The organism is Rhodomicrobium vannielii ATCC 17100, assembly GCF_000166055.1.
Taxonomy (GTDB): Bacteria; Pseudomonadota; Alphaproteobacteria; order Rhizobiales; family Rhodomicrobiaceae; genus Rhodomicrobium; species Rhodomicrobium vannielii.
Map to the genome: position 1 here is coordinate 880,924 of NC_014664.1, position 24,534 is coordinate 905,457.

Consider the following 24,534-nt stretch of genomic DNA (forward strand, 5'->3'; position numbering starts at 1 on the left):
CGAATCACCTTTCAACGCGTTGAATCGCCCCCGAATAACAGTGATTGCTTCAGGCGTCATTGCGTCAGAAGGCGGCGGCGCGCCGAAGGTCGAGCGCGGCGATATCGCGTCGGTCATGTTTGGCAAGAAGATGTCGCACTATGCGGCAGCACTCGCGGCACTCTGTGGCAGAGAGGAGCGGCGTTGGCAGCGTTGTCATGTCGTCTCCGAGGTGTGTGAGCACCGCTATTAGTCGGCGACGGTTTGGATGCCAGCGCTATTTTTGGATCCGGCGGTGTCGGCGCCGGGGGGTGGAGTGGCAAATTAAGCCGCTCACCCTCAAACGCATCGCTCAGGCAGCGGACGAAAGACGCCGCACCGCGTCGGCGACGCTGGGTGAGCTTTCGAGAAACGCCGCGAACTTGCGGTAGAGGTCGTCGCGGGCATTCGCGACCATGACGAGCTCCGCTTCCGGCAGCGGCGGAAAATCCTCCTCCGCGCCGAGGATCACGTGATCGCGCCCGACAGAGCCGCGCGGCAGGACCGCGATGCCGAGCCCTGCCGAGACCGCCTTGCGGATGTTCTCGTAAGACGAGCTTGTGTAGGCGAGGTAGCTCGGCTTGCCCACGCGCTGCATCGCGAGCAGCATCGTCTTGCGGTAGGTGCAGCCGCCGGGGAAGCCAACCAGCGGCACCGTTGAAAACTGCCCGAGCGCCGACTTCTCGCGACCCACCCAGAACAGCGGCTCGCTACGGAGCACCTTTCGCGGCGCGCCGCCCACGTTCGGGCTTTCGCCGCGCGCGCGGTTCAGCAGGGCCACATCGATCTCGCCCGCGTTGAACATGTCTACGATGGTGCCGGACATCGCGGATGTCACCTCGATGCGCAGCTCGGGGTTCATGTCGAGGCAGCGCGAGAGTACGCCGTGGATGTCCAACACGTCGAAATCGTCGGGCACGCCAAGCCGGATGCGTCCCGCCAGTGGCGGACGCTGGAACGAGCCGACCGCGTCGGAGAGGCGGGCGAGGATCTCTTTCGCCATCGGCAGGAAGCGCGCCCCTTCGATCGTGAGGCCGGCGAAATGGCCCTGACGACGCTCCAGGAGCACGCAATCGAGGATCTGCTCAAGCTTCTTCAAGCTTTGCGTCACGGCGGATTGCGTGCGCCCGAGATCGAGGCTCGCACCGGCAAAGCTGCCGCCTTCCGCAACCATTACGAAGGCGCGCAGTTGTTCGAGCGTGATGCGGCGGTCGGTGAGCGTCGACGCGGTGTCGGCGATGTTGGCCAAGGATGCGCTTCCTTTTGCTGCGTCTGGTGGCGACGGATTGCCCAGCCGACGGCGACAATGCCGCGACGGGAGCATATCAATCTGTCTTATTATAGAGCGCCTATTATTAATTTTGCAACGAGCGTTCGGCCTGCGATCCTTCGCTCATGACCCAGATATCGCGCCCCGCCCTTATCGCCCTCGTGCTCCTCTTCAGCCTGATCTGGAGTTCCGCGTTCGTCGCCGGCAAGATCGCCGTGCGCGACGTCGACCCAATTCTGGCGCTGGTGATCCGCTTCGCGTTGAGCGCCGCGATCATGGCGCCGTTCTGCCTCGGGAACCGGGTGGCATGGAACACCCGCATCGTGAAGACTGGTCTGCTCTTCGGCCTGCTGAACAATGCAGTCTATCTCGGCATGAACTTTTCCGCGCTCGCCTTCACCTCGGCCGCCGTGGTGGGTGTGATCGTGAGTTGCGCGCCGTTCCTCGCCATCCTTTTTTCGGTGGCGCTCGGGCAGGAGCGGTTCGATCCCGTCAAGACGCTGGGTGTGTTGATCGGCTTTGCGGGGGTGATCGTCATCATCGGCTTCGATATCGGTGCGGGCGATGCCGTGGGCGTCGCGCTCGCCATCGGCGGCACGACCGCTTTCGCGATGGCAACCGTGTTGTTTCGCGGCCGCGCGACCGGGCTCCCTGTGATCACGCTCAATTTCTGGCAATCGACTGCGGGCGCACTCGCGCTCCTGCCGGTGCTCGCGCTGAAAGGCGTTGCAGCGCCGACCTTTACGGTTTCGGCGACGCTGGCGATCCTTTATCTCACCATCGTGGTAAGCATCGGGGCGAGCGTGCTCTGGCTCCTCCTCATCCGCTGGAGCGGCGCAGCGAGCGCAGCGTCCTATCACCTGCTGAACCCGTTCTGGGTGGTGATCCTGTCCTACATCGCACTCGGCACGCCGCTCGAACCGCGCGCCTTCGTCGGCGCCGCGATTATTGGAGCCGGGCTGCTGCTGACGACCCGAAGCGCCGCCCCGGTTGCGCCGCCTGCGCTGGCGAAATCGGGCGAGCGTTGTTAGGTCTCGCCTTCCGACGCACGGCCACCCGCGAGTTTGCTCGGCAGCTTAAAACAGTAGGCTATCCAGGTCTTCTCCGGCTTCTTCGTGCGTATCGATGCAATCGGACGACACAGTTGCTTCCCCGCAAGCCTTGTCGTGGATGACCCTTTCTTTATGCATCGTGTACCGGGAGCGGATCGCGGCCAGTCTTTCGAGGTCGACGGTCAATGCCGAGAAATCCCGCTCTCCTGCCGCAGCAGTAAGCGTCGAGATGAGATCCGGCCAAACTTCCTGACCGTCAGCGCAATGGCGAACGCGCTCCGCCGCTCCATCGAGAATGCCGATGGTTTTCGGGCCAGCCCGCTTCAAAGTGACCGCCTCCTGTTTGACGCGCCCGAGAACCGCCTCAAGCAGCCTCGCCGCAGCCATGGGATCGCCATTCACCTCATGGACGTCGAAACGTGCCGCGCCCTCGCGCGCGGCCTCGACGGTGTGTTTAAGGTGGCTGAGGATCTGACGCATTCCAGTCGCCGCGCTTCGGGCGCTTTTGGCGACAGCGCCCAGTTCGGCCGCGATCACACGCAGGCCATGCGCGCTTTCTCCGAGACGCGTGCAGCGGATGGCCATGTTCAGACGCAGGAGCTGAACCACATGTTCGGTCGCCTCGATGGCATCCATCTGACCGAGCATCTCCTGCATGGCATCCGCCGTTTCCTCGCCGAGCTTGCGGCCGGCGCGACGCATCTCCGCGTCCTGCTGCAAGAGGGGAACGATGGACTGGAGATTTTTCCCCAGAGCGGTCAGGGCATGGCTGCTGTCTGCGAGGATCTCGTCCGCCCGTTCCCGGCCTTCCTCAAGCACGGCCTCGGCATCGCGGCGAGTCCCGTCGAGCGCGGACGACAAGGCTCCAACCTCGGTGACAAAGTCCTCGTTCGTCGAGGCAAGCTGCACCGCCGCCAGACGAAAAAGCATCGCTTCGGTATCGTCATCGGTGCGATCCCTGATCGAGCCCAGGATGTCCTCGACATGCTCAAGCCGCTGACGCGTGCTGTCACCAATCTGCATGGCCGCAATCGCATCGCCGATCCGCGCGCTGATCGCCGATGTCAGTTCGCCGGATCGCATTGCATGCGCAGCCGCACGACCTTGTTGAAGTTCGATGGTGGCGAGATCGGCCCTGAGCCGTTCCGAGATCGTCGCCATGATCTTCGCCTGTTCGCGGTTGAAGGCGAGGTGGCTCTGCTGCGCGCTCGCGACGGTTTGGCAGACGCGGGTGTGGATGCCGAGAATCGAGCGGACCGTCGCGCGGGCATCACGCCCGATATCGGTCATCTCGGCGACAAAGGCAGCGAGATCTTCGTGGCCTGCGTCGATTCCTGCCGCCACCACGCGTGCGTTGAGTGCGATGAGGCCCAGCATTCGGACGGCATTGCCCAGATCGTCGAGGGGATCCTTCAGCCTCTGAATCGTTTCAGCGAGCTGTTCGATGCCGGTATCGTCGGTCGCAAGATGGCCAACGATGTCGGCCACCTCGTCGCGAAGCGCACGCACGCTCCCGACGACGCTAAGGAAATCGCGGCCCTGAAACTCTGCCCCCATGGCCTCATGAGCGGCTGAAACGGTCCGCAGCAACTTCACGCCGGATATCAGACGTTCGCCCATTTCGAGGAATGTCCGCTCGATCGCCTTCCGAGGCTCGGCAATCTCGGCGATCATCTCAGAAAGATCGTCGCCATCCTGCATGAAAGACGTTCCTGGCCGCTCGATAGCCACCGCGTTCAGTGCCGTCATGACGCCTTCACCATATCGACTGTGTGGTTGCGCGCTTGCATGATCACCTGTGCCATGCGTGACAGAGGTAGAACCTTTACAGCCGCTCCTCGCTGAATCGCTTCCCTCGGCATACCGAAAACGATGCTGCTTTCCTCGTCCTGAGCGATCGTGAAGGCACCCGCCTCGCGCATCTCCAGAAGGCCCTGCGCGCCGTCGTCGCCCATGCCCGTCAACAACATGCCGAGCGCTTGCGGCCCGAGGTGCTGCGCCGCCGACCGAAAGAGCACGTCCACCGAAGGCCGGTGCCGGCAGACCGGGGGTCCGTCCTTGATGGTCACGCTGACGCGGGAGCCTGCGCGCTGGAGGAGCATGTGGCGATTCCCCGGCGCGATCAGCACACGCCCCGGAACCACTGCATCTCCGCTCTGGGCCTCCTTGACCGACACGGCGCACATGCCATCGAGGCGGCGCGCGAATGCGGCGGTGAATTTTTCCGGCATGTGCTGAACGATGACGATTGGGGGACACTCTGCGGGTAGCGCGAAAAGGATATCGCGGAGAGCTTCCGTCCCTCCGGTCGACGCGCCGATGCAGACGATCATGTCGCTGGCGCTCTCCAAGTCGGCGCGCCTTCGAGCCCAACCCTGGGGAATGATCGCGTCCGCCGTGAATTTTCCCTCCACCCGAAGCGGTTGAGCCGCTCGCGGCTTCAGCTTCGCCTGCGCAGCGGCCTTGGCGGTATCGCAGATCCGCATTCGCGAGTGCTGAAGGAACTCGACGGACCCGATGCGCGGCTTGGTCACGACGTCGACGGCCCCGGCCTCCATCGCCTCCATGAGGGTGCTCGACCCCTCTTCGGTCAGGCTCGAACAGATCACAACCGGTAGCGGGCGTTGCGCCATGATCTTGCGCAGAAAAGTCAGGCCGTCCATGCGCGGCATCTCGATATCGAGGAAGATGACGTCGGGCACCTCGCGGCGGATGCGCTCCGCGGCGACATAGGGATCGGAGGCCGTCCCCATCACCTCGAGTTCGGGGTCGCTGGAGATGATATCCGACAGGGCCTGGCGGACAGAAGCAGAGTCGTCCACGATCAGGATTCGTGGCTTCTCGCCGGAGCTTCTTGATGGAGCACGCATCGGTTGCCTCACGAGACCTGGTAGATGGATGGAGCGACCTGTCGGGCGTTCAAACTGTTGCCGACCCATGTCTCGGAATGGCCGAGAAAGAGATAGCCGTTCGGTCTCAGGTGGCTGACCAATCTGCGGGCGACTTCAATCTGTGTGTCCTTTTCGAAATAGATCAGGACGTTGCGCAGGAAGATGGCATCGAAGTTGTGGTCGAAGCGATAGGTGTCCGCCATCAGATTGATGGCGGAAAATTGCATATGCTGCCGCAACTCGGGGACGACACGCACCTCATTGGCTTCAGGATCGCGCGAACGCATGAAGTAACGCCGCTGCATCGGCTCCGGGACAGGAGACACGAAGCCCGCCGGATAAACCGCGCGCCTGGCGGAAGCCAACATTCTTGTCGAGACGTCGGTGCCAAGAATGGAGAAAAGGAAGCGGTGTTTGACGCTTGCCAGTTCGGCGAGGACCATGGCCATGGTGTAGGCCTCGGCGCCATTTGAACTGGCCGCGCTCCAGAGCTTCAGATGTGGGGTTCTCTCGCCATGACGGCGGGCGAGAAGCTCCGGCACGGCTCGATTGGCAAGAAAGCTGAAATGATCAGGCTCGCGGAAGAAGTCCGTCTTGTTTGTCGTCACGACATCGATCAGATGCGTCAACTCGGCCTCAAGAACACCCGTATCGAACAGGTAGCTGCAATAAGCGTCGAAAGTCGGCTTGGCGCAGGCGCGCATGCGCTTGCGAAGTCGCGTCTCGATCATCGTCCTCTTTGATGGCGGCAAGCGGATCCCGGTCTGCCGACTGACCAGGTTTGCGATGCGGACAAAGTCGCGGTCTCCGAGTTGATCGGGATAGGGCAAACTCTTGCGCCGGGCGTCGGCAAGCAGGGCAACGGCCATTCCAAAACTCCACTAAAACAAATCCAGTCCATCGAGTGGACAGCCGTCAGCTAATGTGTTGCGTCTCAACTGCACCGTCTGACGCAAGAGCGTCAGCCAGAAACAGCTGGTCGAGATCGAGGACCGTGACGAAAGCCCCCGCGCGCCGTCCCACGCCCGCCACGCAATCGGCTCGCCAACGCGCGCCAAGATCCGGCGGCGGCTCCAGCGCGCCCTCGTCGAGGCCGGTCACCTCGAAGACCTGGTCTGTTTTCAGAGCGAACCGACGTGTGACACCTCCGACCGCAACGTCGAGGACGATGATGCGGGTATTTTGCGTATCCGCCGCGGCAGGCAACGCGAGCTTTGCCCGCAGATCGATTACAGGTACGTTCTGGCCACGAACGTCGATCAGGCCGATAAAATCGGCCGGGGCGTTCGGCATGGCCGCGATAGGCTGGATCTCAAGAATTTGCTGAACGCTCTCGACGGGCACCGCGAAAAGACCGCCGGCGACGCCAAGCGTGACATAGTGTGTTTGGTCGGCCATCCTGTTCTCCCTGTTTCTCAATTAGGCCCCGGCGAGTCACGGCCGGGGCCAACGGGGTGGAAGAGGCTTACGCCGCTCCGTTGCGCATGAACTGCTTGTCGAGGTCGTCGCCAAGCTCATCCATGTTGAGGGCGAAGCCGTTGTGGCCCGAGGGCTTCGGCTTTCTCGGCGGGTTGTGATTCACCGCGATCGAGGGAGCGGCGTGGCGTAACGCGTCCTGCATTTGAGCGACGCTGAGGCGGCCCGTCGCTTTCGCGGGTTGTCGGCTGCGCTCGGGCCTTGAAGTGCCAGCCTCGTCCAGTTGGAAGTAGCTGACGGCCTGCTGAAGCTGCTCGGCCTGACTTGCCAGTTCTTCGGAAGTCGATGCCATCTCCTCGGAAGCGGCGGTGTTCTGCTGGGTCACCTTGTCGAGCTGCTGGATCGCGATGTTGATCTGCGCCGCGCCCGCGTTCTGCTCCCGGGTCGCGTTCGAGATTTCCAGTACGAGTTCGGCGGTGCGCTGGATGTCGGGCACGAGGCGCGTCAGCATCTCGCCTGCCTGCTGGGCCGCTTTGACCGTGTCGCCGGAAAGACCGGAGATTTCCTGAGCGGCCGCCTGGCTACGCTCGGCAAGCTTGCGGACCTCGGAAGCGACGACCGCAAACCCGCGACCATGCTCGCCAGCCCGGGCCGCTTCGACCGCCGCGTTGAGCGCGAGGAGGTCGGTCTGCCGGGCGATTTCCTGCACGATCAAAATCTTCTGGGCGATAGTCTCCATGGCCTGGACGGCATTACCCACCGCTTCGCCGCTCGTCTTGGCATCAATGGCCGACTGGCGCGCGATCTTCTCGGTTTGAGCAGCATTGTCGGCGTTCTGCTTGATGTTCGACGCCATCTGCTCGACCGAGGACGATGCTTCCTCTGTGGAGGACGCTTGCTCGGTCGCACCCTGGCTCAGTTCCTCGGCCGTCGCCGACAGTTCCTGGCTTCCGGCACCGACATTGCGGGCGGACACTGTAACCTCGGAGATGACGCCCTTGAGCTTCACGACCATATCGCTTGCGGTTGCGAGGAGGCTGTGGGTGTCGCCGTCGCGGGTCGCAACCTTGACATTGAGATTGCCGTCGGCGATTGCCTTGATCACGTCTCGCGCATAGGTCGGCTCGCCGCCGAGCGTGCGGAAGATGTCGCGGATGAGGAAAACCGCCGTGCCGATGCCGATGAGAAGTGCAATGCCTATGACGCTGAAGATGATTGTCTGGGACTGCGCGAAGACAGCGTCGGCTTCCTTGCTCGCGGCATCCGCGCCGGCGGCGTTGTGACGGATCAGTCGATCAAGCTCGGATGTCACCTCATCGAAGGCGCCCCTTGCCTCTAGCAACATATCCCGGCCTTTTTCCTTTTGATTATCTCTGTAATATCCAATCGCCGTCTGAGAAAGGCTCGTGTATTTGTCTAGCTTGCTGACGAAATTATTGTATATATCCCGCTCCTGTTGACTAGAAATCAGGGGCTGATACTTTTCTTGCGCCTTTTTGATATTGTTGCGGAAATCCTTGATGATTTCTTCGTTCTTGCGCGTTTCTTCTGCGTCATCAGACGAAAAATAACGGTATTCAGCTGTCCTGTAGCGTCCCACGGCCGCGTTGATGACGTGCGCGGCATCGACGCTCGGCAACCAGTTCTTCGCGATGTCGGTAGACTGGTCGTTGATCTTGTTCATCTGCAAGATAGCGATGCCGCCGAGGCCGCTTATCAGCAGCAGCAGGGCGCCGAAGGCGAGTGCCAGTTTCGCTTTGAGAGAGAATTGCATTTAAAGCTTCCTTTCATCCGGGGTGGAGGACAGCTCACGCTCCTCCTTCGGCCCAAAGATCCGTGCCATGTCGGGAATGATGATGAAGTCCGTGCCGCGCTTGCCGATGCCGCGGATGAATTCCGCTCGCCAGCGCATGCCCACCGCAGGCGCGTCCTCGACGGAAGCGCCTTCGATTTCCGTGACGTCGTGCACCTTGTCGGCGAGGATGCCGACCAGCGCCGGCTCACCCTCCAGATCGACCTCGATGACCACGATGCGTGTGTTGGTATCCGGTGGCGTCCGTTCCATGCCGAACATCACCCTGAGATCGGCGAGGGGCACGACCTTGCCCCGCACGTTGAGCACCCCGCCGACGAAAGCCCTGGCATTGGGCACCTCGGTGACGGGCACCATGTCGAGGATTTCTCTGACGGACTCGGCCGGAAGCGCGAATATCTCGCTGTTCAGTCCGATGGTCAGTGCCTTCATGCTCGCCGGAACGCCCGCCTTCTCGAACGCGCGGTTCATGCCACCCTCCCGAGGCCTTCGCCTCTCCCAAAGCCTTCGCCTCTCCCGAGGCCTTCGCCTCTCCATTGCCTTTCAACGCCTTGGCCGAAGGCGACGAGCGAGCCGATATCGAGGATGAGCGCCACCGTGCCGTCTCCGAGGATCGTTGCTCCAGAGAAGGTCTCGACATCGAAATGGAGCTTCGACATCGACTTGATGACCGTCTGGCTGTTGCCGATGATCTGGTCGACGACGAAGCCGACCCGGGAATCCCCCGCCGAGACGATGACGACCTTCTGATGCAGCTCCGGCGGCGCATCGACATTGAACAGCTCCCGCAGCCGCAGGAAGGGCACGATCCGATCCCGGATGTTGAGGAAGTTCTTGCCACTTCCCCCGAGTTCGGCTGCGCTCGGCAGCTCGACGCATTCTTCAACTGCCGAGAGCGGGATGGCGTAGCGTCCCCCGCCGACCCGCACGAGCATGCTTTCGATGATCGCCAAAGTCAGGGGCAGGCGGAGCGTCACGACCGTGCCCTGTCCGGGTGTGGTGGTCAGGTCTATCGTGCCGCGCAGCCCTTCGACTGCCCGTTTGACGACATCCATTCCGACGCCGCGTCCAGAGACGGACGTAACTTCGGCCGCCGTCGAGAAGCCGGGATGGAAGATGAGCTGGCAAAGATCGTGGGCGCTGATCTTTTGGTCGGGCGAAAGAATCCCCGCCTCTTCGGCCTTTGCGCGAATGCGCGCGGCGTCGAGACCGGCGCCGTCATCGGTGATCGTGATCGCAACTTCCGCGCCCGTGTGGATCGCAGCGAGGCGGACCTGTCCCCTGGCAGGCTTGCCGTTGCTGGCCCTTTTCTCCGGGCTTTCCAGCCCGTGATCGATTGAGTTGCGAATGATATGCACCAGCGGGTCCGCCAGACGCTCGATCATGGTCTTGTCGAGTTCGGTTTCACCGCCGGTCGTGACGAAATCCACCTCCTTGCCGAGGGTATTCGACAGGTCGTGAACGAGACGGCGAAAGCGCGAGAACACCGTGCCGATCGGCACCATGCGGATGCCCATGGTGGTGTCACGAAGGCCCGAAGAGAGCCTGCCGAGTTCTTCCACGACGGCCTTGAGGTTGAGATCGGCGCTCGCCCCCGCAATCTGGGAGAGACGCGACTGGACGATCACCAGTTCGCCAACCCTGTCCATCAGCTCGTCCAGCCGCTCGGCCGCGACGCGCACGGATGAGTTGGCCTTGTCGGCCTGCGGTGCGGTATCCGCTGTGCGCCGGGCAGGTTCTTGGGCATCCGGCTTCGCGGGCAGGGGAGTTTCGCTGTCTTGATCTTCTGCTGGTTCGGCAGTTGAGGACGCCTCGCCCTGATCGGTCGGCTCGATCAGAAGGTCCATTCCGTCGCGGATGAAAAGAAAGACGTCCTCGATCTTGTCGGAACTGACCTCATTTTCGAAGGTGACTTCCCAACCGAGATAGGACGCCTGAGGATTCATCGCTTCGAGCGGTGGCAACCGATCAGTCAGGGCTGTCACGGAAGAGGCTCCAAGCTCGCGCAATTCATCGAGAAGAAGCAGCGGGTTCGTGCCGAAGGCGATGGCGTCGGAGGGAAGCCAGAAGCGCACACGGCAACCCACGCCGGGCCGCTCGGAAACAGCCGCGGCGACCGCATCCGCATTGCCGGTTTCTCCGCACTCCGCGTTGTTGGCCGCCTCGCGCAGTTCGCCGAGGAGCCTGACCGTGTCGTCGGCATGAAGGGCGGGCTCGACGATGAGTTTATGGATGTGGTCCTTCGCCGCCAGAGCGATGGCCACGAGCGCGGGACTGATCGGCGCGTTGTCCTTGCGGACCCGGTCGAAGGCCGTCTCGAATTCGTGCACGAACTCGGCCATTTCGTCGAAGCCGAACATCGCGCCTGAGCCTTTCAGCGTGTGGAGAGCCCGGAAGCTCCCCGCCACGAGGGCCTTGTCGTCTGGCCTCTGCCCAAGGTCGAGCAGCGTCTCTTCAAGTATGTCCAGGAGCTCGCGCGCTTCCTGACGGAAGGTGTCTGCGGGATCGGAGGCTTTCATGCACCGAGGACCTTTTTCAGGATGGCCAGGATCTGGTCCTGCTTGAAAGGCTTGACGATCCAGCCGGTGGCTCCGGCCGCCTTTGCCTCATTCTTCGAGGTCACGTCCGATTCCGTGGAAAGAAAGATGACTGGCACGCCGGCACTTGATGGGTGGTTGCGATATTTGCGGATGAATTCGAGCCCGTTCAGGCGGGGCATGTTGAGGTCGGTGATCACTGCATCAATGGGATTGGCCACGGCTTTCGCATAGCCGTCTGCGCCATCAACTGCCTCGACCACCCGAAAGCCCGCTGACGACAAGGTGAGTGAGATCATCTGGAGAACTGAGGGTGAATCGTCGATGGCAAGGATTGTTTTCGACATGAGACTTCTCCGCTATCGTGAAAGGGCCGACTGGGTCAGCGAAAAACCGGGCGGAATGGCAAGGCCCGCCCTGGCGAAGGACGCCTCGACAGCACCTTCAGGCACCCGCAGCAGCGTGATCGTGCGCCCGAGTTTCTCGCCGGCGATATCGGCTGCGATCAGCACCTGGAGGATTGAGACGTCGAGTGATGTGACGCGCCTTGCGTCCACTAAGATTTCGTCCTCGCCGCTAAGGGCGACGAGAAGGGCTTCATGCAGTGCGCTTGCATCGCGAGGCCTCAGATCGCCTTCGAGTTCGAGCGATCTCGCTTTCGTCTGGTCGATTGCATCAGAGCTCAACTGGGAAACCTCCGCGTCACGAGCGCATGATCGAAGAAAGAACATATGCCCCCCGTTTATTGGGCTCGACCGATGTCGACACAACCTGAGGCCAAGCTTGATGGTATTACTATTTAGGCCGCTTTTATTAATAGGCACTGAAGGCGCCGCGAAACTGCGAATTTTTTACTTATGAATACTTGCGAAAAAATTTTATTTTAAATTTATATGTTATCTTACGTGCCGTTGATCAGTCGGCAGCCTGCGCTGACTGGGATCAACGAAACGGCAGCTGAAAGCGAGCCGCAGCGAGAGTGCTTGCTTCGTGGCCGCAAGCAAACTCAGCGGATGACGCTGCCGTGCGGATTTGTAAGACTTTCGCGAATGCTGCGTCCTAGCTGTTCAGTCCCGGCATTTGATGGATTGGATCGATCTTGAATCTTTCCGGCTCATTCGTCCAGCATTTACAGATGAACTCATAAGGCGTGAGGCCTTTGAGGGTCTTTAGTCGGCGAGCAAAGTTATAGGCGTTGATGAAGTCCGATAGGTGGGTTTCGAGCTGCTCGTGACGGTCGTAGTGATAGCGTTTGACCGTCGCCTCCTTGATCGTCCGGTTCATTCGCTCGACCTGGCCGTTTGTCCAGGGATGCTTGACCTTGGTGAGGCGGTGCTCAATGCCGTTCTCGCTGCATCGCATGTCGAACATGTGCGTCATGTATCTGGCCGTTGGTCCATCGGCATAACGCGGCGGAAACGTGAACTGGATGCCGTTGTCGGTGAGCACCGTGTGAATCTTGTAGGGAACTGCCTCTATCAGGGCGACGAGGAAGGCTGAAGCGGACGTCCTGCCGGTCTTTTTGACGAGTTGCACGAAGGCGAATTTGCTCGTGCGGTCAATGGCGACGTAGAGATAGAGCTTGCCTTCGGCCGTCTGCACTTCGGCTATGTCGACATGAAAATAGCCGATCGGATAGGACTTGAACTTCTTCCTGGCGGGCTTGTCGCCTTCGACGTCCGGCAGCCGAGAAATACCGTGGCGTTGAAGACAGCGATGCAGCGACGAGCGAGTCAGATGCGGTATCGTCGCCTGTAGCGCATAGAGGCAATCGTCGAGCGGCAAGAGCGTATGCTTGCGGAAGGCGACGATTATCGCCTCTTCCTCGACCGACAGAACCGTGGATTTCGGCTCTTTCGGTCCAGTCGGCACATCGGCGACGGATGAGCGCTTCTTCCATTTCGAGACCGTCTTCGTGTTGATGCCGTAGCGCTTGGCCAGGGCCCTCAAGCTCTCTTGACTATGCTGTATCGCTCGACGGACCGCCTCAGTCGTTGTGGCGCTCCCATGAAGAATTTGTCCCATAGCGCATCCTTCCAGCCGAGGGAGAATAATGCACCATCAAATGCCGGGATCAAACACCTAGCCACCAGCCCGCCAACGCGATGCGGCGGGAGGTGATCCGGGCGCATTTCTCGCGTCGCGCCATCGACGAACACAGCGGGCGCAGGTGCTGCTCAACGACGAAGCCCGCCTTGCGGCAATTCCGCTACTGGTTGGAGAGGGACGACGACTTTTTCAAAGTAGAGCGCGGAGGACGGGGCCGGATGAAACGGGGTAGGCGTGGATGAGCGCTCTGTCAGATTCTTTTTCCGCCCCAATTGCCGGTGATCGCAGCGAAGCACGCATTCGTTCCGCCCGTGATTCCTGTGCAAATCGCGACGATAGCGCCCGGCTTTTGTGGATAGCGTCCTCGCATCGGCGCTTGACCTGTCCGAATCGGGTTACACGGTTAGACATCGCTATGCCCTAATCTTGTGGTTGCGTGCACGTTCGGGTGCGTTAGCGCATGTCTTAAATCGGTGACAGAACGGGCGATTGCTTTTCCATGTGGCTTGGCTGCCTTAGATTGTTTGTCGTTGTTCTCGGCTTGTCCTTCGGTCTTTCCGCCGGACTGTCCGGGGGATCTCTTGGCGCGTTCGCGCAGAGCGGCGATAGTCGCGGGCTGGACCTTCTAAGTCGCGCAACCCGATCCTTCGACGCGGGTGCCTATTCGGACGCGTCGTCTCTGATCGACGCCGCCTTTCGCGCTGGTCTCAGCGGAGAGCTCGCGGCGCGCGCGATCCTGCTCCGTGCCCGCATCAATGAAAGAAGCGGTTCTTATGCTCGCGCGCTTCAGGACTATTCCAACGCGCTCTGGATGGAGAGCCTTCCTGCCGCCGACCGCAAGGTAGCGACGGAGGGCAAGGATCGTGTAATAGCCGCGATGGGTTTGAACCCACAGCAGCAACAGGCTGCCGCTTCACCGCAACCGGCTCAGCCCGCTCAGGGGCGCTCCCGGCAGGCGAGTGCTTCGCAGCCCGTATCGAACGCGGCGTCCGCACCGCAACTCGCGCCACAGCAGGCTGCGTCCTCATCCTCGGGCGGTATCGGCGGGTTCTTCGACAGCATTTTCGGCGGATCGTCCGGCCGTCAACAGGCTGCTCAGGTGCAGCAGCCACAGCAACAGGGCTGGCAGGCCTCCGCCTCGTCACAACAGGCTGCATCGCAACCGGCTGCCGCTGCGGTCGTCGTCAGTGCGGCGCCGACGCGACGCGCTGCGCCGATCCGCGTCGATCCCTCGCTTCAGGCCGATGCCCCCACGAAGCCCGCGCGCGTTGCGAAAGCGACGCCAGCCGCGAAAGTTTCCACGCCCCCCGTGACGCCCGTTTCGACATCGGCATCGGCCGTGGCGGCACCGGCCGATGGCTTCCTCATCGTCTTCGGCTCTGCGCCAAGTCAGCCAGCCGGGCAGGCCACCGCTCGCCAGATCAAGGCGCAGCTTGCCGACATCCTTGTGAACCGCAATCTCGATGTCGAGTCGGGCGCGGGCGGCTATCGCATTCAGGCGGGGCCGTACAAGGCGAAGACTGCGGCGATGGCGTTGTGCCGCGCCATCAAGCAGCGCGGCATCTCCTGCACCGTCACGCCCTGACACGCGTCGGGATCACATCCAATCACGAAACCTTTGCGCCGCTTGGCATTACGCTAAAGCGAGGCGTGCCCTACATTAAGCCGTAGCTTTTCACAGCGAAGGAGCGGGCGGCATGCGCAATCTCATCACCGATGTCGAAGGGCTGCGGGTCGGCAACGCCGAGGATGCGCGGATCGCGAGCGGCACGACGATCATTCTGGCCGACGCGCCGGTGGTGGCTGCGGCGACGGTGATGGGCGGCGGGCCTGGCACACGCGAGCGCGACGCCATCGGCCTCGAAGGCACGGTCGGCGCGGCGGACGCCATCGTGCTTTCCGGCGGGAGCGCCTTCGGCCTCGACGCGGCGAGCGGCGTGCAGACATGGCTTCGCGAAAACGGGCGCGGCTTTCAGGTGGGCCCCGTGCGCGTGCCCATCGTCCCGCAGGCGATCCTGTTCGATCTCATCAACGGCGGCAATAAGGACTGGGGCCGCGAGGCGCCCTATCGCGAGCTTGGCTTCAAGGCGGCCGAGGCGGCGGGCGGCGATTTCGCGCTCGGTTCGGCAGGTGCGGGCTATGGCGCGACGGTTGCACGCGGCGCCGGGCTTTCCATGCGCGGTGGCCTCGGCAGCGCGTCCGAGCGCCTGACGTTCGGCGGCGAATCGGTGGTCGTCGGCGCGCTCACGGCCGTGAATGCGGCAGGCGCGGTGACGGTCGCGGACACGCCGCATTTCTGGGCAGCCCCCTATGAGCACGGTGGCGAGTTCGGCGGGCTCGGCCTGCCATACCCGCTCCCGCCGGAAGCCGCGCGGCCGGTGCTGAAATATGGGGCGCTGGCTGGCGCAAACACGACGCTTTGTGTCGTCGCAACTGACGCTCCGCTGACGCAAACACAGGCGAAGCGCATCGCCACAATGGCGGCGGCAGGCATGGCGCGCGCGATCCATCCGGTATTCTCGCCGCTTGATGGCGACATCGTTTTCGCGCTCGCCACCGGCCGGGCCGCGCTTTCCGACCGCGACACGGCATTGCCCTACATCGGCGCGGCCGCCGCAAACTGCCTCGCCCGGGCCATCGCGCGCGGCGTCTATGAGGCTTCCGCATCCCTGCCGGACGGCACGCAGAGCTATCGCAACCTTTTCGCAAGCGCATGAATGCAGTATGAGTCGCGGACGGCGTTTCGCGAGATGCGGCGGCCTTTGGCTTGCGTCTGCGCGAACGGCTGAAAGCGATGGCGATTCCATGAGCGATAGCAAACGCGCCGCGAGGCTTCTTTTCCTCGACTCGGGCCTCGGCGGTCTCACCGTGCTGAGGGCCGCGCGCGCCGCGATCCCCGAAGCGGAAGTGCTGTTCATCGCCGATGACGCCGCCTTTCCCTACGGTTCGAAGCCGGAGGGCGAACTGGTCGAACGGCTACTCGACCTCGTCGGCGGCGCGCTCGCCGCGTTCGAACCGGATTGCGTCGTGCTCGCCTGCAACACCGCCTCGACGGTCGCGCTTTCGGCGCTGCGGGCCGCCTTTTCGGTGCCCTTTGTCGGTACTGTCCCCGCGATCAAGCCCGCCGCCGCCATCACCCGGAGCGGCCTCGTCTCGGTGCTCGCGACACCCGGAACGGTCGCGCGCGAGTACACTCATACGCTCATCGAAAAATATGCGTTGGGCGCACGCGTAGCGCTCGTCGGCGCGGCGAACCTCGCGGAGCTTGCCGAGGATTACGCCAGCGGCGAGACGGTGTCAGACGCCGCCATCGCGCGGGAGATCGCGCCCTGCTTCGTGGAGGATGCCGACGCGCGCACTGATGTCGTGGTCCTCGGCTGCACGCATTACCCGCTTTTGCTCGAACGCCTCGACGCGCTTTCGCCCTGGCCCGTGACCTGGCTCGACCCCGCGCCGGCCATAGCGCGGCGCATTGCTAACGTGCTTTCGGAGCGCGGCCACATCGTCGGCGTCGGCGCGAAACGCGGTCACGGCACCATCGCTTTCACCTCCGGGCGCACGCCTTTGCCATCGCTGCTTGCGCTTTTGCAGGCTCATCAGCTAAGCATCGCTGCAAAGATCGATGCAAAAGACGGCGCAGCCGCCGCAGCCTGAGAGTTTTTCCATGATCCCGCGCTATTCCCGCCCGCAGATGGCCTCCATCTGGTCCGACCAGTCACGTTATGAAATCTGGCTCGAAATCGAGACGCTCGCCGCTGAGGCGATGGAGCAGCTCGGCACGATCCCCGCAGGCACGTCCAAGGTGCTGCGCGACAAGGGCGCGTTCGACATCCAGCGCATCGACGAGATCGAACGCGAGGTGAAGCACGACGTCATCGCCTTCCTGACGAGCGTCAGCGAACACGCCGGCCCCGAGGCGCGCTTCATGCATCAGGGCATGACCTCGTCCGACGTGCTCGACACCTGCCTCGCCGTGCAATTGACCCGCGCGGCCGACATTCTGCTCGCCGACATCGACGCGTTGCTCGCCGCGTTGAAGCGCCGCGCGCTCGAGCACAAATACACCGTCACCGTCGGCCGCAGCCACGGCATCCACGCGGAGCCGACGACGTTCGGCCTCAAGATGGCGCTCGGCTATGCCGAATTCACCCGCGCGAAGGAGCGTCTCCTGCGCGCGAAGGAGGATGTCGGCACGGCGGCGATTTCCGGCGCAGTCGGCACCTTCGCGCATCTCGATCCGCGCGTGGAAGCTTATGTTGCCGAAAAGCTCGGCCTGAAACCGGAGCCAGTTTCGACGCAGGTCATCCCGCGCGACCGCCACGCCATGTTCTTTGCGACGCTCGGCGTCATCGCGTCGTCGGTGGAGCGGCTTGCGACCGAGATCCGCCACCTCCAGCGCACCGAAGTTGGCGAGGCGGAGGAGTTCTTCTCCGAAGGGCAGAAGGGCTCGTCGGCGATGCCGCACAAGCGCAATCCGGTGCTCACCGAAAACCTCACCGGCCTTGCGCGCCTCGTGCGCGGCTATGCGATCCCCGCGATGGAAAACGTGGCGCTCTGGCATGAACGGGACATCTCACATTCGTCGGTCGAGCGCCTGATCGGCCCGGACGCGACCGTGACGCTCGATTTCGCGCTGGCGCGGCTCGCGAGCGTGATCGACAAGCTCGTGGTCTATCCCGAGAAGATGAAAGAGAACCTCGAACGCGGCGGCGGGCTCGTGCATTCGCAGCAGGTGCTGCTTGCGCTGACCCAGGCTGGCGTCAGCCGCGAGAACGCCTATCGCCTCGTGCAGCGCAACGCCATGCGCGCGTTTCGCGGGGAGGGCGAATTCCTCGCCTTCCTCAAGGCCGACGCGGATGTGACGGCGGCTCTTGCGCCCGAAAAGATCGAGGCGCTGTTCGATCCGCAGCATCACATGCGCAACGTGGATGTGATCTTCGGAAGGGTGTTTGGCGCGTAGACTTCGGAGAGCCGGTTAGGGTTTTGAGTTTTATTGAAGAAACATTAATTGGCCGCCAGCAGAGTGCTCCAATTTAGAGGCGTTTAATGGACCAAATACATATGTTTCATCTATCACGCCGGGCGTTTTTGCAATCTCGGCTAGATATCCCCATCGCTTCGGATGTCATCGTATCGTTGACAAGTTTTCCTCAACGATTTCAGAAACTGCATCTCTGTGTCAGATCGCTTCTTCTGCAAAAAATGAGGCCGGAAAAGGTCGTTCTTTTTCTCTCGCGAGAGGATATAGAAAAAACCGGCATACCCAGGGAAACACAGTCGCTTCAGAGCGACTTATTCGAGATCATTGTCACAGAAGAGAACCTGCGGCCCTACAAAAAACTAATCCCCGCTTACGAACGATACAGTGGCAAGGTTATTATTACAGCTGACGATGACATCATTTATCCGGACGACTATGTCTCACGTCTCGTTGAGACCCGAGACAAGAACCCTGGTTGCGCCATAAGTCTTGAACCTCGTCTGATGCTGGCTAAGAATGACACTGCGTTTCTCGATTATAACCGCTGGCCAATTGTCAACGGCATCGCGGGAATGCAGGTCTTCGGTAGAGGAGGTGCGGGCGTACTGTATCCGCCTGACTGCTTTCATCAGGATATCACTAGGCGTGATCTGTTCATGACCCTTGCGCCGACGACAGATGATGTATGGTTCAAGGTAATGCTCTACTTGGCGGGCACGAGGGTCGCCTCGCCCTACCGAAAAAAGCAGGAGAGATGGAAGAGCCTGAAATACCGACAAAAAAACGCTCTTTGGGATTATAATAGGCTCGGCGTAAACGACAAAAATCTCGCGGCGATCATGCGCCACTACGGTCTTCGAACCCGCGATTTTCTCTTCGCCGAGACATCTGCTTCCTGAACCGGATCTTGAGTTTTCGAGCGCTTCGTTCTGCGCAACGCAAAATCATTGCGTTCGTCGGCGCGTCAACATATTCTCCCCGAACCGAGCCGCCCGGCGCAATTCAGGGCATGCCGTGGCGGCTTTTTCGTGCTTCTCCAAATGCGAGACGCGCAAGCGGCTTCTTCAGCCGCAATTGTCGTCTCGCGAGTGAGACTTAATAAGAAAGGAAGCAAAATGCCCAAGATGAAGACCAAGAGTGGCGTGAAGAAACGCTTCAAGATCACCGGTACCGGTAAGGTTCTCGCCGGGCAGGCCGGCAAGCGTCACGGCATGATCAAGCGGACTCCGAAGTTCATTCGCAACTCGCGCGGCAGCGTCGTCCTCGAGCCGGGCGATGCGAACCATGTGAAGAAGTGGGCTCCCTACGGGCTTGACTGATCACTAGAAAAACGCAACGATTGAGCTTGGAGACGACGAACAATGTCACGTGTGAAACGCGGTGTAGCCGCACACGCCCGTCATAAGAAGGTTCTTGAGCAGGCGAAGGGCTTTTACGGCCGCCGCAAGAACACCATCCGCATCGCGAAGCAGGCGGTCGAAAAGAGCCTGCAATACGCTTATCGCGACCGCCGGACGAAGAAGCGCAATTTCCGCTCGCTGTGGATTCAGCGCATCAACGCCGCCACGCGCGAGCATGGCCTTACCTATGGCCGTTTCATCGACGGCCTCAACAAGGCGGGCATCGAAATCGACCGCAAGGTGCTGTCCGATATGGCCATCACCGATCCGACGGGCTTCGCTGCGCTCGTCGGCAAGGCGCGCGAGGCTCTGCCCGCGGAGCTTCAGTCTGCATGAGGCAAGGGTCTGTATGAGGCTTGACGAACTGACAGTGCCCGAGTTGCTCGCGCTGGCGAACATCCTTCTTCGGATCGCCGATGAAATTCCGAAGGAGGACGCCCGCGCGACACGGGATGCGCGCGACGAAATCACCTATGTTTTGAAGCTGATTTCGGAGAAGGAGGGCAAGATTGAGCCCTCCCACGCGCTCCCCAATTGAAGCGGCGTTGCAACTCGACATTTCTGTCTGTTCCGTGAACAGCCCGTCATCCGCTTTCCCGGCGCATGGCGGGCTTTTTCATCGTCGACGCACAGTTCGCAAGCGGCGATTGTTTAGCATCGGCGGCAAAGGCGTCGCATCGGGCTTTGTCCTGCGCAAACGGCGTTCTGCGGTCTTGACCCCTCCGGCCAAAAGTGGCACGCCAATCGCACATCGCCACATCACTTCCCGAACGAGAAGCACCCATGGAAACGCTTGCGGATTCCGCACCCGATCTTGACGCCCTGTCGAACCGGCTGCTTGAGGCCGTGGGGGGCGCCAGCGACCTCGCCGCGCTCGACGCCATCCGCGTTTCGGCGCTCGGCAAGAAGGGCGAAATCTCGGAGCTGATGAAGAAGCTTGGCGCGCTCCCGGCGGAGGAACGCAAGAGCTTCGGCCAGGCGGTCAACGTCGTGAAGGACGCGGTCGCCGCCGCGCTGGAGGCGCGCAAGGCCGAACTCGAAGCCGCGGCGCTCGCCGAAAAGCTCGCCACCGACCGCGTAGACGTAACTCTGCCGGTGCGCACGAATCCCGCAGCTGAAGGCCGCAGCCATCCCATTTCCCGCGTATGGGAAGAACTGATGGTGATCTTCGCCGACATGGGGTTCTCGGTCGCGGAAGGCCCGGACATCGAGACCGACGATAACAATTTCACGCGGCTGAATTTCCCGGTCGGCCATCCGGCGCGCGAGACGCACGACACGTTTTTCTTCAATCCCGACGAGCAGGGCGAACGCCTGCTGCTGCGCACACACACTTCTCCCGTGCAGGTGCGTACCATGATGGCGAGCCAGCCGCCGATCCGCATCATCGCCCCGGGCCGCGTCTACCGCATGGACTCGGACCAGACGCACACGCCGATGTTTCACCAGGTCGAGGGCCTCGTCATCGACCGCGCCACGCATATGGGGCACCTGAAATGGGTGCTGGAGGAATTCTGCAAGGCGTTTTTCGAGGTGCCGGATGTGAACATGCGCTTCCGCATGTCGCACTTCCCGTTCACGGAGCCATCCGCCGAGGTGGATATCCAGTGCGACCGTTCCGGGCCAGAACTCAAGATCGGGCAGGGCAACGACTGGCTCGAAATCCTCGGCTGCGGCATGGTTCATCCGAACGTGCTGCGCTCCTGCGGCATCGACCCCGACGAGTGGCAGGGCTTCGCCTTCGGCATGGGCATCGACCGCATCGCCATGCTGAAATACGGCATGCCGGATCTGCGCGCGTTCTTCTCCGGCGATCTGCGCTGGCTGAAGCATTACGGCTTCTCGCCGCTCGCGGTGCCGTCGCTCGCTGGCGGCCTTTCGGGCTGACGCGCGGGCGTTCGCGATAAATCCGCAGGATTTGTGAAGCGCCGCCGTGCTTTATTCCCTGATGCTCCACGCCTCCAATTTAGAGCCGCAGGCATCAAAAGCCGTATAAATTTCCAATCCGCGGGAATAAATGTGCGTGTGGACCTCGTCACAGCTGTTTTTTTTGTCCAACGATTTTATCTCTGCTTTTTTATGTTCATCAGCGCAATACAATTTACAGCAGTTCTTATTTTCGGCCAAAAAACGCAACGGTAAATCGGTGCTTTGACCCATTACGCGGTTGGGGTCAAGCGTGCCCGCATTATACAATATTGCTTCGTCCAAGAATTCCCAGTTTCTTAAAAAACCGTTGCGTCCATAACAAAAACCCGGCTTGTGTGGCTCGAAAAATCCCAAATTCACGTTCCAAAAAATATACATTAAGAAAAGAAGAAATATTATCGTCGCAATAAACGTTGCTATGATGCTTACAAATAACATTGCGGCACGAAGTAAAATCATAATGTGCTGCTATCCCGCCTGCAACAGCCGCATTGCCTCGTCGCGCTCGAACAGAGCGAGGCAGGTGCGCGCGGCCAATCCCTGGTCCGATTTGAGGTAAGGATCGCGGCCGAGCAGATAGCGGACGGCGGTCGCGGCGCGCTCGATGAGCGGCGCTGCCTCGGGCCAGCCCGCGATGCGGAAGCCCGGATCGCCGCTCTGCTTCGCGCCCAGAACCTCGCCGCCGCCGCGAAGTCGCAAATCCTCCTCCGCGATCACGAAGCCGTCGTCCACCTGCCGCAAGATGTCGAGCCGCGATTTCGCCGTTTCAGACAGCGGCCCCTTGTAGAGCAGGATGCATGACGACTGCGCCGCGCCGCGCCCGACGCGTCCGCGTAGTTGGTGAAGTTGCGCGAGGCCGAACATCTCCGCGTTCTCGATAATCATCACGGTCGCGTTCGGCACGTTCACGCCAACTTCGATGACGGTGGTGGCGACAAGGATCGTGGTTTCGCGCGCGATGAAGGCGGCAATCGCCGCGTCTTTCTCCGCGCCGGGAAGCTTGCCATGCACAAGGCCGACCCGCTCGCCGAACACCTGGCGCAGATGCGCGGCGCGCTCAGTCACGGCGGTCATGTCGCGCGCGGTCTCGCTTTCGACGGCGGGGCACACCCAATAGACCTGCGCGCCTTCGCCGAGCGCGCGATGCAACCCCTCGATCACATCCTCAAGCCGCTCCTGCGGCACGGTGCGGGTGATGACGGGCTTGCGCCCCGCGGGCTTCTCGGTGAGTTGCGACACGTCGAGGTCGCCGTGCAGCGACAGTTGCAGCGTGCGAGGGATCGGCGTCGCGGTCATGACGAGGATGTCGGCATCGCCCGCGCGCGCCTTCTCCTGCAAGGCGAGGCGCTGCGCTACGCCGAAGCGATGCTGCTCGTCCACGATGGCGAGGCCGAAATCGCGGAAAACCACATCCGGCTGAAACAGGGCGTGGGTGCCGCAGATCGCGCGAATTTCGCCGCTCGCGAGCTTGCCGAGAAGCCGCCCGCGCGTGCGGCCCTGTTCGCGCCCCGAGAGATAGCCGAGCGGGATGCCAGCCGCCTCGCAGAGCGGCGTCAGCGTTTCGAGGTGCTGGCGGGCCAGAACGTCGGTCGGAGCCATGAGCGCGACCTGCGCGCCCGCCTCGACGGCGTTCGCCATGGCCAGCGCCGCAACGACGGTCTTGCCCGCGCCGACGTCGCCCTGAAGCAGCCGCAGCATGCGCCGCGACGACGCCATGTCGGCCTTGATCTCGGCGAGCGCCGTCTCTTGCGAACGCGTCAGCGCGAAGGGCAGGGATGCGCGCATCTTCGCGGCGAGACTGCCTTCGCCGACGAGCGAGCGCCCGGCAAGCTGGCGGTGACTGCGCCGCACCAGCGCGATGGCGAGCTGCGCGCTCGACACTTCGTCATAGGCGAGCCGCTCACGCGCCTTGTGCCACAGCGCGAGGTCGGCGTGGCTTTGCGGGCGGTGCAGCGTCACGAGCGCGTCACGGAAACCCGGCCAGCCCTGCGCTTCGACGAGCGATGCATCGAGCCATTCGGGGAATTCGGGCACTCTCGCGAGGGCGTCGCCGATGACGCGATAGAGAAATTTCTGCGTAAGGCCGAGCGTCAGGGGATAGACCGGCTCGATGGCGGGCAGGCGATGGCGCTCGTTCGGCGCGAGCACATAATCGGGGTGCGTCATCTGCAAGCGCGTGCCGTGGCGCTCGACGCGGCCGGAAACGAGGCGCGGCTCGCCCAGCGGCAGCAGGCGCTTGATCCCCGCGCGGTCGCCGTGGAAGTAGACGATGTCGAGCGCGCCGCTTTCGTCCTCGCACACGATGCGCACCGGCGCGCGCGGTGCCGAGCGCGGCGGCGCGCTGTGCTTCACCGGCGTCACGACGAGCGTGACGATGCCGCCCGGCAGCGCTTCGCTGACGGATGGCGTGAGCCTGCGGTCGAGCGTGCCCGTCGGCAGGTGCCACAGGAGATCGATCACGCGCGGCGGCGTCAGCGGCTTCGCGAGCAGCTTCGTCAGAAGCTCCGCGCCGCGCGGACCGAGGCCCTTGAGGCTCGTCAGCGGCGCCTGAAGCGCGGCAGCATCGGCGCCTTTTTCGGGGCGGTCTTTGTCCGGGGAAGCCATGCGTTCCAGAAATGTGGGCTTGCTAGCGCCCTGCCAAGGAACCGGCGCTTCGAACAACGCCATTTGCGACTGCGATTCGCTCATGCTCGGGAGTTTGGGCACGGAGCGCGCATCGCGCAATCCGCGCGGCGATTTTTGCACCGGCGCGACGGGGATAAGGCGGAAAGTGCGAAAGCCGGGGTATGAATGCGCCCGCTTCGCGACTATATTGCGGGCACGGTGCCACGCGCGCCAACATTCGCGTTCTAAAGGTTTTTTTCATGGACGGGCTTGAGCTGAGGCGCAAGCGCGCGGTTTATCGCGCGCTTCATCGCGGCACGAAGGAACTGGATCTCATTCTCGGGCGCTATGCGGAGGCGCGTGTGCCGCTCATGGAGGAGGCGCAGCTTGCGTCCTTCGAAACGGTGCTCGCCGCGCAAGACCCGGATGTGGACCTCTGGATCAGGAAGGGCGACGCGCCGGGCGAACTCTCGGCCATCGTCGCTGAAATCCGCGACTTCTACAGGCTCTGACGCTTCGAGCATCATCCGCAAAAGTGGACGCCGGTTTTGCGATGAAGATGATGCTCTAACAA

The 24,534-nt window shown here is 62.2% G+C and carries 23 protein-coding genes and 2 pseudogenes; 11 read left to right on the top strand and 14 right to left on the bottom strand.

Features of this window, described 5'->3' with window-relative positions:
- Positions 1–331: 331 nt before the first annotated feature.
- The gene (locus RVAN_RS03965; RefSeq protein WP_013418474.1) at positions 332–1,267 is read right to left on the bottom strand and encodes a LysR family transcriptional regulator; all 936 of its coding nucleotides are present in this window, start codon (positions 1,265–1,267) and stop codon (positions 332–334) included.
- A 146-nt stretch (positions 1,268–1,413) separates the two neighbouring features.
- On the opposite strand from RVAN_RS03965, the gene RVAN_RS03970 reads away from it, so the two are divergent.
- Positions 1,414–2,319: a DMT family transporter gene (locus RVAN_RS03970; RefSeq protein WP_013418475.1), complete on the top strand. Its 906-nt coding sequence runs from the start codon at positions 1,414–1,416 to the stop codon at positions 2,317–2,319.
- Between the two features lie 45 nt (positions 2,320–2,364).
- Here the strand turns inward: RVAN_RS03970 and RVAN_RS03975 are convergent, their stop codons facing one another.
- The 11 genes and pseudogenes from RVAN_RS03975 to RVAN_RS04020 all read right to left on the bottom strand — a co-directional run bounded on the left by RVAN_RS03975 (position 2,365) and on the right by RVAN_RS04020 (position 13,022).
- Complete coding sequence (locus tag RVAN_RS03975) at positions 2,365–4,089, bottom strand: hypothetical protein (protein ID WP_041787265.1); 1,725 nt, start codon at positions 4,087–4,089, stop codon at positions 2,365–2,367.
- A complete protein-coding gene (locus RVAN_RS03980) occupies positions 4,086–5,210 on the bottom strand; it encodes a protein-glutamate methylesterase/protein-glutamine glutaminase (protein WP_013418477.1) in 1,125 nt (374 codons plus the stop codon). Before RVAN_RS03980 ends, RVAN_RS03975 begins: the two co-directional genes overlap by 4 nt.
- Positions 5,211–5,218: 8 nt before the next feature.
- The gene (locus RVAN_RS03985) at positions 5,219–6,100 is read right to left on the bottom strand and encodes a CheR family methyltransferase (RefSeq protein WP_013418478.1); all 882 of its coding nucleotides are present in this window, start codon (positions 6,098–6,100) and stop codon (positions 5,219–5,221) included.
- 46 nt (positions 6,101–6,146) lie between these two features.
- Positions 6,147–6,629: a chemotaxis protein CheW gene (locus tag RVAN_RS03990; protein WP_013418479.1), complete on the bottom strand. Its 483-nt coding sequence runs from the start codon at positions 6,627–6,629 to the stop codon at positions 6,147–6,149.
- Positions 6,630–6,696: 67 nt separating this feature from the next.
- A pseudogene (locus tag RVAN_RS21095) lies at positions 6,697–7,617 on the bottom strand (methyl-accepting chemotaxis protein); the annotation flags it as partial.
- A gap of 276 nt (positions 7,618–7,893) precedes the next feature.
- Positions 7,894–8,421: pseudogene (locus RVAN_RS21100) on the bottom strand (MCP four helix bundle domain-containing protein); the annotation flags it as partial.
- Positions 8,422–8,931: a chemotaxis protein CheW gene (locus RVAN_RS04000; protein ID WP_013418481.1), complete on the bottom strand. Its 510-nt coding sequence runs from the start codon at positions 8,929–8,931 to the stop codon at positions 8,422–8,424.
- Positions 8,928–10,979 (bottom strand): chemotaxis protein CheA, encoded by a 2,052-nt coding sequence (locus RVAN_RS04005; RefSeq protein ID WP_013418482.1) that lies wholly within the window; start codon positions 10,977–10,979, stop codon positions 8,928–8,930. Before RVAN_RS04005 ends, RVAN_RS04000 begins: the two co-directional genes overlap by 4 nt.
- A complete protein-coding gene (locus tag RVAN_RS04010) occupies positions 10,976–11,344 on the bottom strand; it encodes a response regulator (RefSeq protein ID WP_013418483.1) in 369 nt (122 codons plus the stop codon). The genes RVAN_RS04005 and RVAN_RS04010 overlap by 4 nt, the downstream gene beginning before the upstream one ends.
- Before the next feature lie 12 nt (positions 11,345–11,356).
- Positions 11,357–11,683: an STAS domain-containing protein gene (locus RVAN_RS04015; protein WP_013418484.1), complete on the bottom strand. Its 327-nt coding sequence runs from the start codon at positions 11,681–11,683 to the stop codon at positions 11,357–11,359.
- Between the two features lie 373 nt (positions 11,684–12,056).
- Complete coding sequence (locus RVAN_RS04020; RefSeq protein WP_013418485.1) at positions 12,057–13,022, bottom strand: IS481 family transposase; 966 nt, start codon at positions 13,020–13,022, stop codon at positions 12,057–12,059.
- 544 nt (positions 13,023–13,566) lie between these two features.
- On the opposite strand from RVAN_RS04020, the gene RVAN_RS04025 reads away from it, so the two are divergent.
- The 9 genes from RVAN_RS04025 (at position 13,567) to pheS (ending at position 21,314) form a co-directional block, all read left to right on the top strand.
- Positions 13,567–14,631, top strand: a complete 1,065-nt coding sequence (locus RVAN_RS04025; RefSeq protein ID WP_041787266.1) for an SPOR domain-containing protein — start codon at positions 13,567–13,569, stop codon at positions 14,629–14,631.
- A gap of 112 nt (positions 14,632–14,743) precedes the next feature.
- On the top strand, positions 14,744–15,763 hold the full coding sequence (locus RVAN_RS04030) for a P1 family peptidase (RefSeq protein ID WP_013418487.1): 1,020 nt from the start codon (positions 14,744–14,746) through the stop codon (positions 15,761–15,763).
- Between the two features lie 88 nt (positions 15,764–15,851).
- Positions 15,852–16,700: a glutamate racemase gene (gene murI / locus RVAN_RS04035; RefSeq protein WP_013418488.1), complete on the top strand. Its 849-nt coding sequence runs from the start codon at positions 15,852–15,854 to the stop codon at positions 16,698–16,700.
- Between the two features lie 10 nt (positions 16,701–16,710).
- Positions 16,711–18,006 carry an adenylosuccinate lyase gene (gene purB / locus RVAN_RS04040; protein WP_013418489.1) on the top strand — a complete coding sequence of 432 codons (1,296 nt, stop codon included), beginning with the start codon at positions 16,711–16,713 and terminating at the stop codon, positions 18,004–18,006.
- 86 nt (positions 18,007–18,092) lie between these two features.
- Positions 18,093–18,926: a glycosyltransferase gene (locus tag RVAN_RS04045; RefSeq protein ID WP_013418490.1), complete on the top strand. Its 834-nt coding sequence runs from the start codon at positions 18,093–18,095 to the stop codon at positions 18,924–18,926.
- 216 nt (positions 18,927–19,142) lie between these two features.
- Positions 19,143–19,346, top strand: a complete 204-nt coding sequence (gene rpmI / locus RVAN_RS04050; protein ID WP_013418491.1) for a 50S ribosomal protein L35 — start codon at positions 19,143–19,145, stop codon at positions 19,344–19,346.
- A gap of 42 nt (positions 19,347–19,388) precedes the next feature.
- The gene (rplT, locus tag RVAN_RS04055; RefSeq protein WP_013418492.1) at positions 19,389–19,763 is read left to right on the top strand and encodes a 50S ribosomal protein L20; all 375 of its coding nucleotides are present in this window, start codon (positions 19,389–19,391) and stop codon (positions 19,761–19,763) included.
- Positions 19,764–19,776: 13 nt separating this feature from the next.
- Entirely contained in the window at positions 19,777–19,965 is a 189-nt protein-coding gene (locus tag RVAN_RS04060; RefSeq protein WP_013418493.1) for a hypothetical protein, read from the top strand.
- 245 nt (positions 19,966–20,210) lie between these two features.
- Positions 20,211–21,314, top strand: a complete 1,104-nt coding sequence (gene pheS, locus RVAN_RS04065) for a phenylalanine--tRNA ligase subunit alpha (protein ID WP_013418494.1) — start codon at positions 20,211–20,213, stop codon at positions 21,312–21,314.
- A gap of 51 nt (positions 21,315–21,365) precedes the next feature.
- Here the strand turns inward: pheS and RVAN_RS04070 are convergent, their stop codons facing one another.
- Positions 21,366–21,815 (bottom strand): hypothetical protein, encoded by a 450-nt coding sequence (locus RVAN_RS04070; protein ID WP_041787268.1) that lies wholly within the window; start codon positions 21,813–21,815, stop codon positions 21,366–21,368.
- A gap of 9 nt (positions 21,816–21,824) precedes the next feature.
- A complete protein-coding gene (gene recG, locus RVAN_RS04075; RefSeq protein ID WP_013418495.1) occupies positions 21,825–24,044 on the bottom strand; it encodes an ATP-dependent DNA helicase RecG in 2,220 nt (739 codons plus the stop codon).
- A gap of 176 nt (positions 24,045–24,220) precedes the next feature.
- Here recG and RVAN_RS04080 point away from each other — a divergent pair, with 176 nt between their 5' ends.
- On the top strand, positions 24,221–24,472 hold the full coding sequence (locus RVAN_RS04080) for a succinate dehydrogenase assembly factor 2 (protein WP_013418496.1): 252 nt from the start codon (positions 24,221–24,223) through the stop codon (positions 24,470–24,472).
- Positions 24,473–24,534: the final 62 nt, after the last annotated feature.

What these genes read in the sequence shown, in the direction of transcription:
- RVAN_RS04080 (WP_013418496.1), top strand. Translation starts at nt 24,221, where the DNA reads ATGGACGGGCTTGAGCTGAGGCGCAAGCGCGCGGTTTATCGCGCGCTT.
- RVAN_RS04005 (WP_013418482.1), bottom strand. Translation starts at nt 10,979, where the DNA reads ATGAAAGCCTCCGATCCCGCAGACACCTTCCGTCAGGAAGCGCGCGAG.
- pheS (WP_013418494.1), top strand. Translation starts at nt 20,211, where the DNA reads ATGGAAACGCTTGCGGATTCCGCACCCGATCTTGACGCCCTGTCGAAC.
- RVAN_RS04000 (WP_013418481.1), bottom strand. Translation starts at nt 8,931, where the DNA reads ATGAACCGCGCGTTCGAGAAGGCGGGCGTTCCGGCGAGCATGAAGGCA.
- RVAN_RS03985 (WP_013418478.1), bottom strand. Translation starts at nt 6,100, where the DNA reads ATGGCCGTTGCCCTGCTTGCCGACGCCCGGCGCAAGAGTTTGCCCTAT.
- rpmI (WP_013418491.1), top strand. Translation starts at nt 19,143, where the DNA reads ATGCCCAAGATGAAGACCAAGAGTGGCGTGAAGAAACGCTTCAAGATC.
- RVAN_RS03990 (WP_013418479.1), bottom strand. Translation starts at nt 6,629, where the DNA reads ATGGCCGACCAAACACACTATGTCACGCTTGGCGTCGCCGGCGGTCTT.
- RVAN_RS04010 (WP_013418483.1), bottom strand. Translation starts at nt 11,344, where the DNA reads ATGTCGAAAACAATCCTTGCCATCGACGATTCACCCTCAGTTCTCCAG.
- RVAN_RS04070 (WP_041787268.1), bottom strand. Translation starts at nt 21,815, where the DNA reads ATGATTTTACTTCGTGCCGCAATGTTATTTGTAAGCATCATAGCAACG.
- purB (WP_013418489.1), top strand. Translation starts at nt 16,711, where the DNA reads ATGATCCCGCGCTATTCCCGCCCGCAGATGGCCTCCATCTGGTCCGAC.
- RVAN_RS04020 (WP_013418485.1), bottom strand. Translation starts at nt 13,022, where the DNA reads ATGGGACAAATTCTTCATGGGAGCGCCACAACGACTGAGGCGGTCCGT.
- RVAN_RS03975 (WP_041787265.1), bottom strand. Translation starts at nt 4,089, where the DNA reads ATGACGGCACTGAACGCGGTGGCTATCGAGCGGCCAGGAACGTCTTTC.
- RVAN_RS03970 (WP_013418475.1), top strand. Translation starts at nt 1,414, where the DNA reads ATGACCCAGATATCGCGCCCCGCCCTTATCGCCCTCGTGCTCCTCTTC.
- RVAN_RS04060 (WP_013418493.1), top strand. Translation starts at nt 19,777, where the DNA reads ATGAGGCTTGACGAACTGACAGTGCCCGAGTTGCTCGCGCTGGCGAAC.
- RVAN_RS03980 (WP_013418477.1), bottom strand. Translation starts at nt 5,210, where the DNA reads ATGCGTGCTCCATCAAGAAGCTCCGGCGAGAAGCCACGAATCCTGATC.
- recG (WP_013418495.1), bottom strand. Translation starts at nt 24,044, where the DNA reads ATGAGCGAATCGCAGTCGCAAATGGCGTTGTTCGAAGCGCCGGTTCCT.
- rplT (WP_013418492.1), top strand. Translation starts at nt 19,389, where the DNA reads ATGTCACGTGTGAAACGCGGTGTAGCCGCACACGCCCGTCATAAGAAG.
- RVAN_RS04030 (WP_013418487.1), top strand. Translation starts at nt 14,744, where the DNA reads ATGCGCAATCTCATCACCGATGTCGAAGGGCTGCGGGTCGGCAACGCC.
- RVAN_RS04045 (WP_013418490.1), top strand. Translation starts at nt 18,093, where the DNA reads ATGGACCAAATACATATGTTTCATCTATCACGCCGGGCGTTTTTGCAA.
- murI (WP_013418488.1), top strand. Translation starts at nt 15,852, where the DNA reads ATGAGCGATAGCAAACGCGCCGCGAGGCTTCTTTTCCTCGACTCGGGC.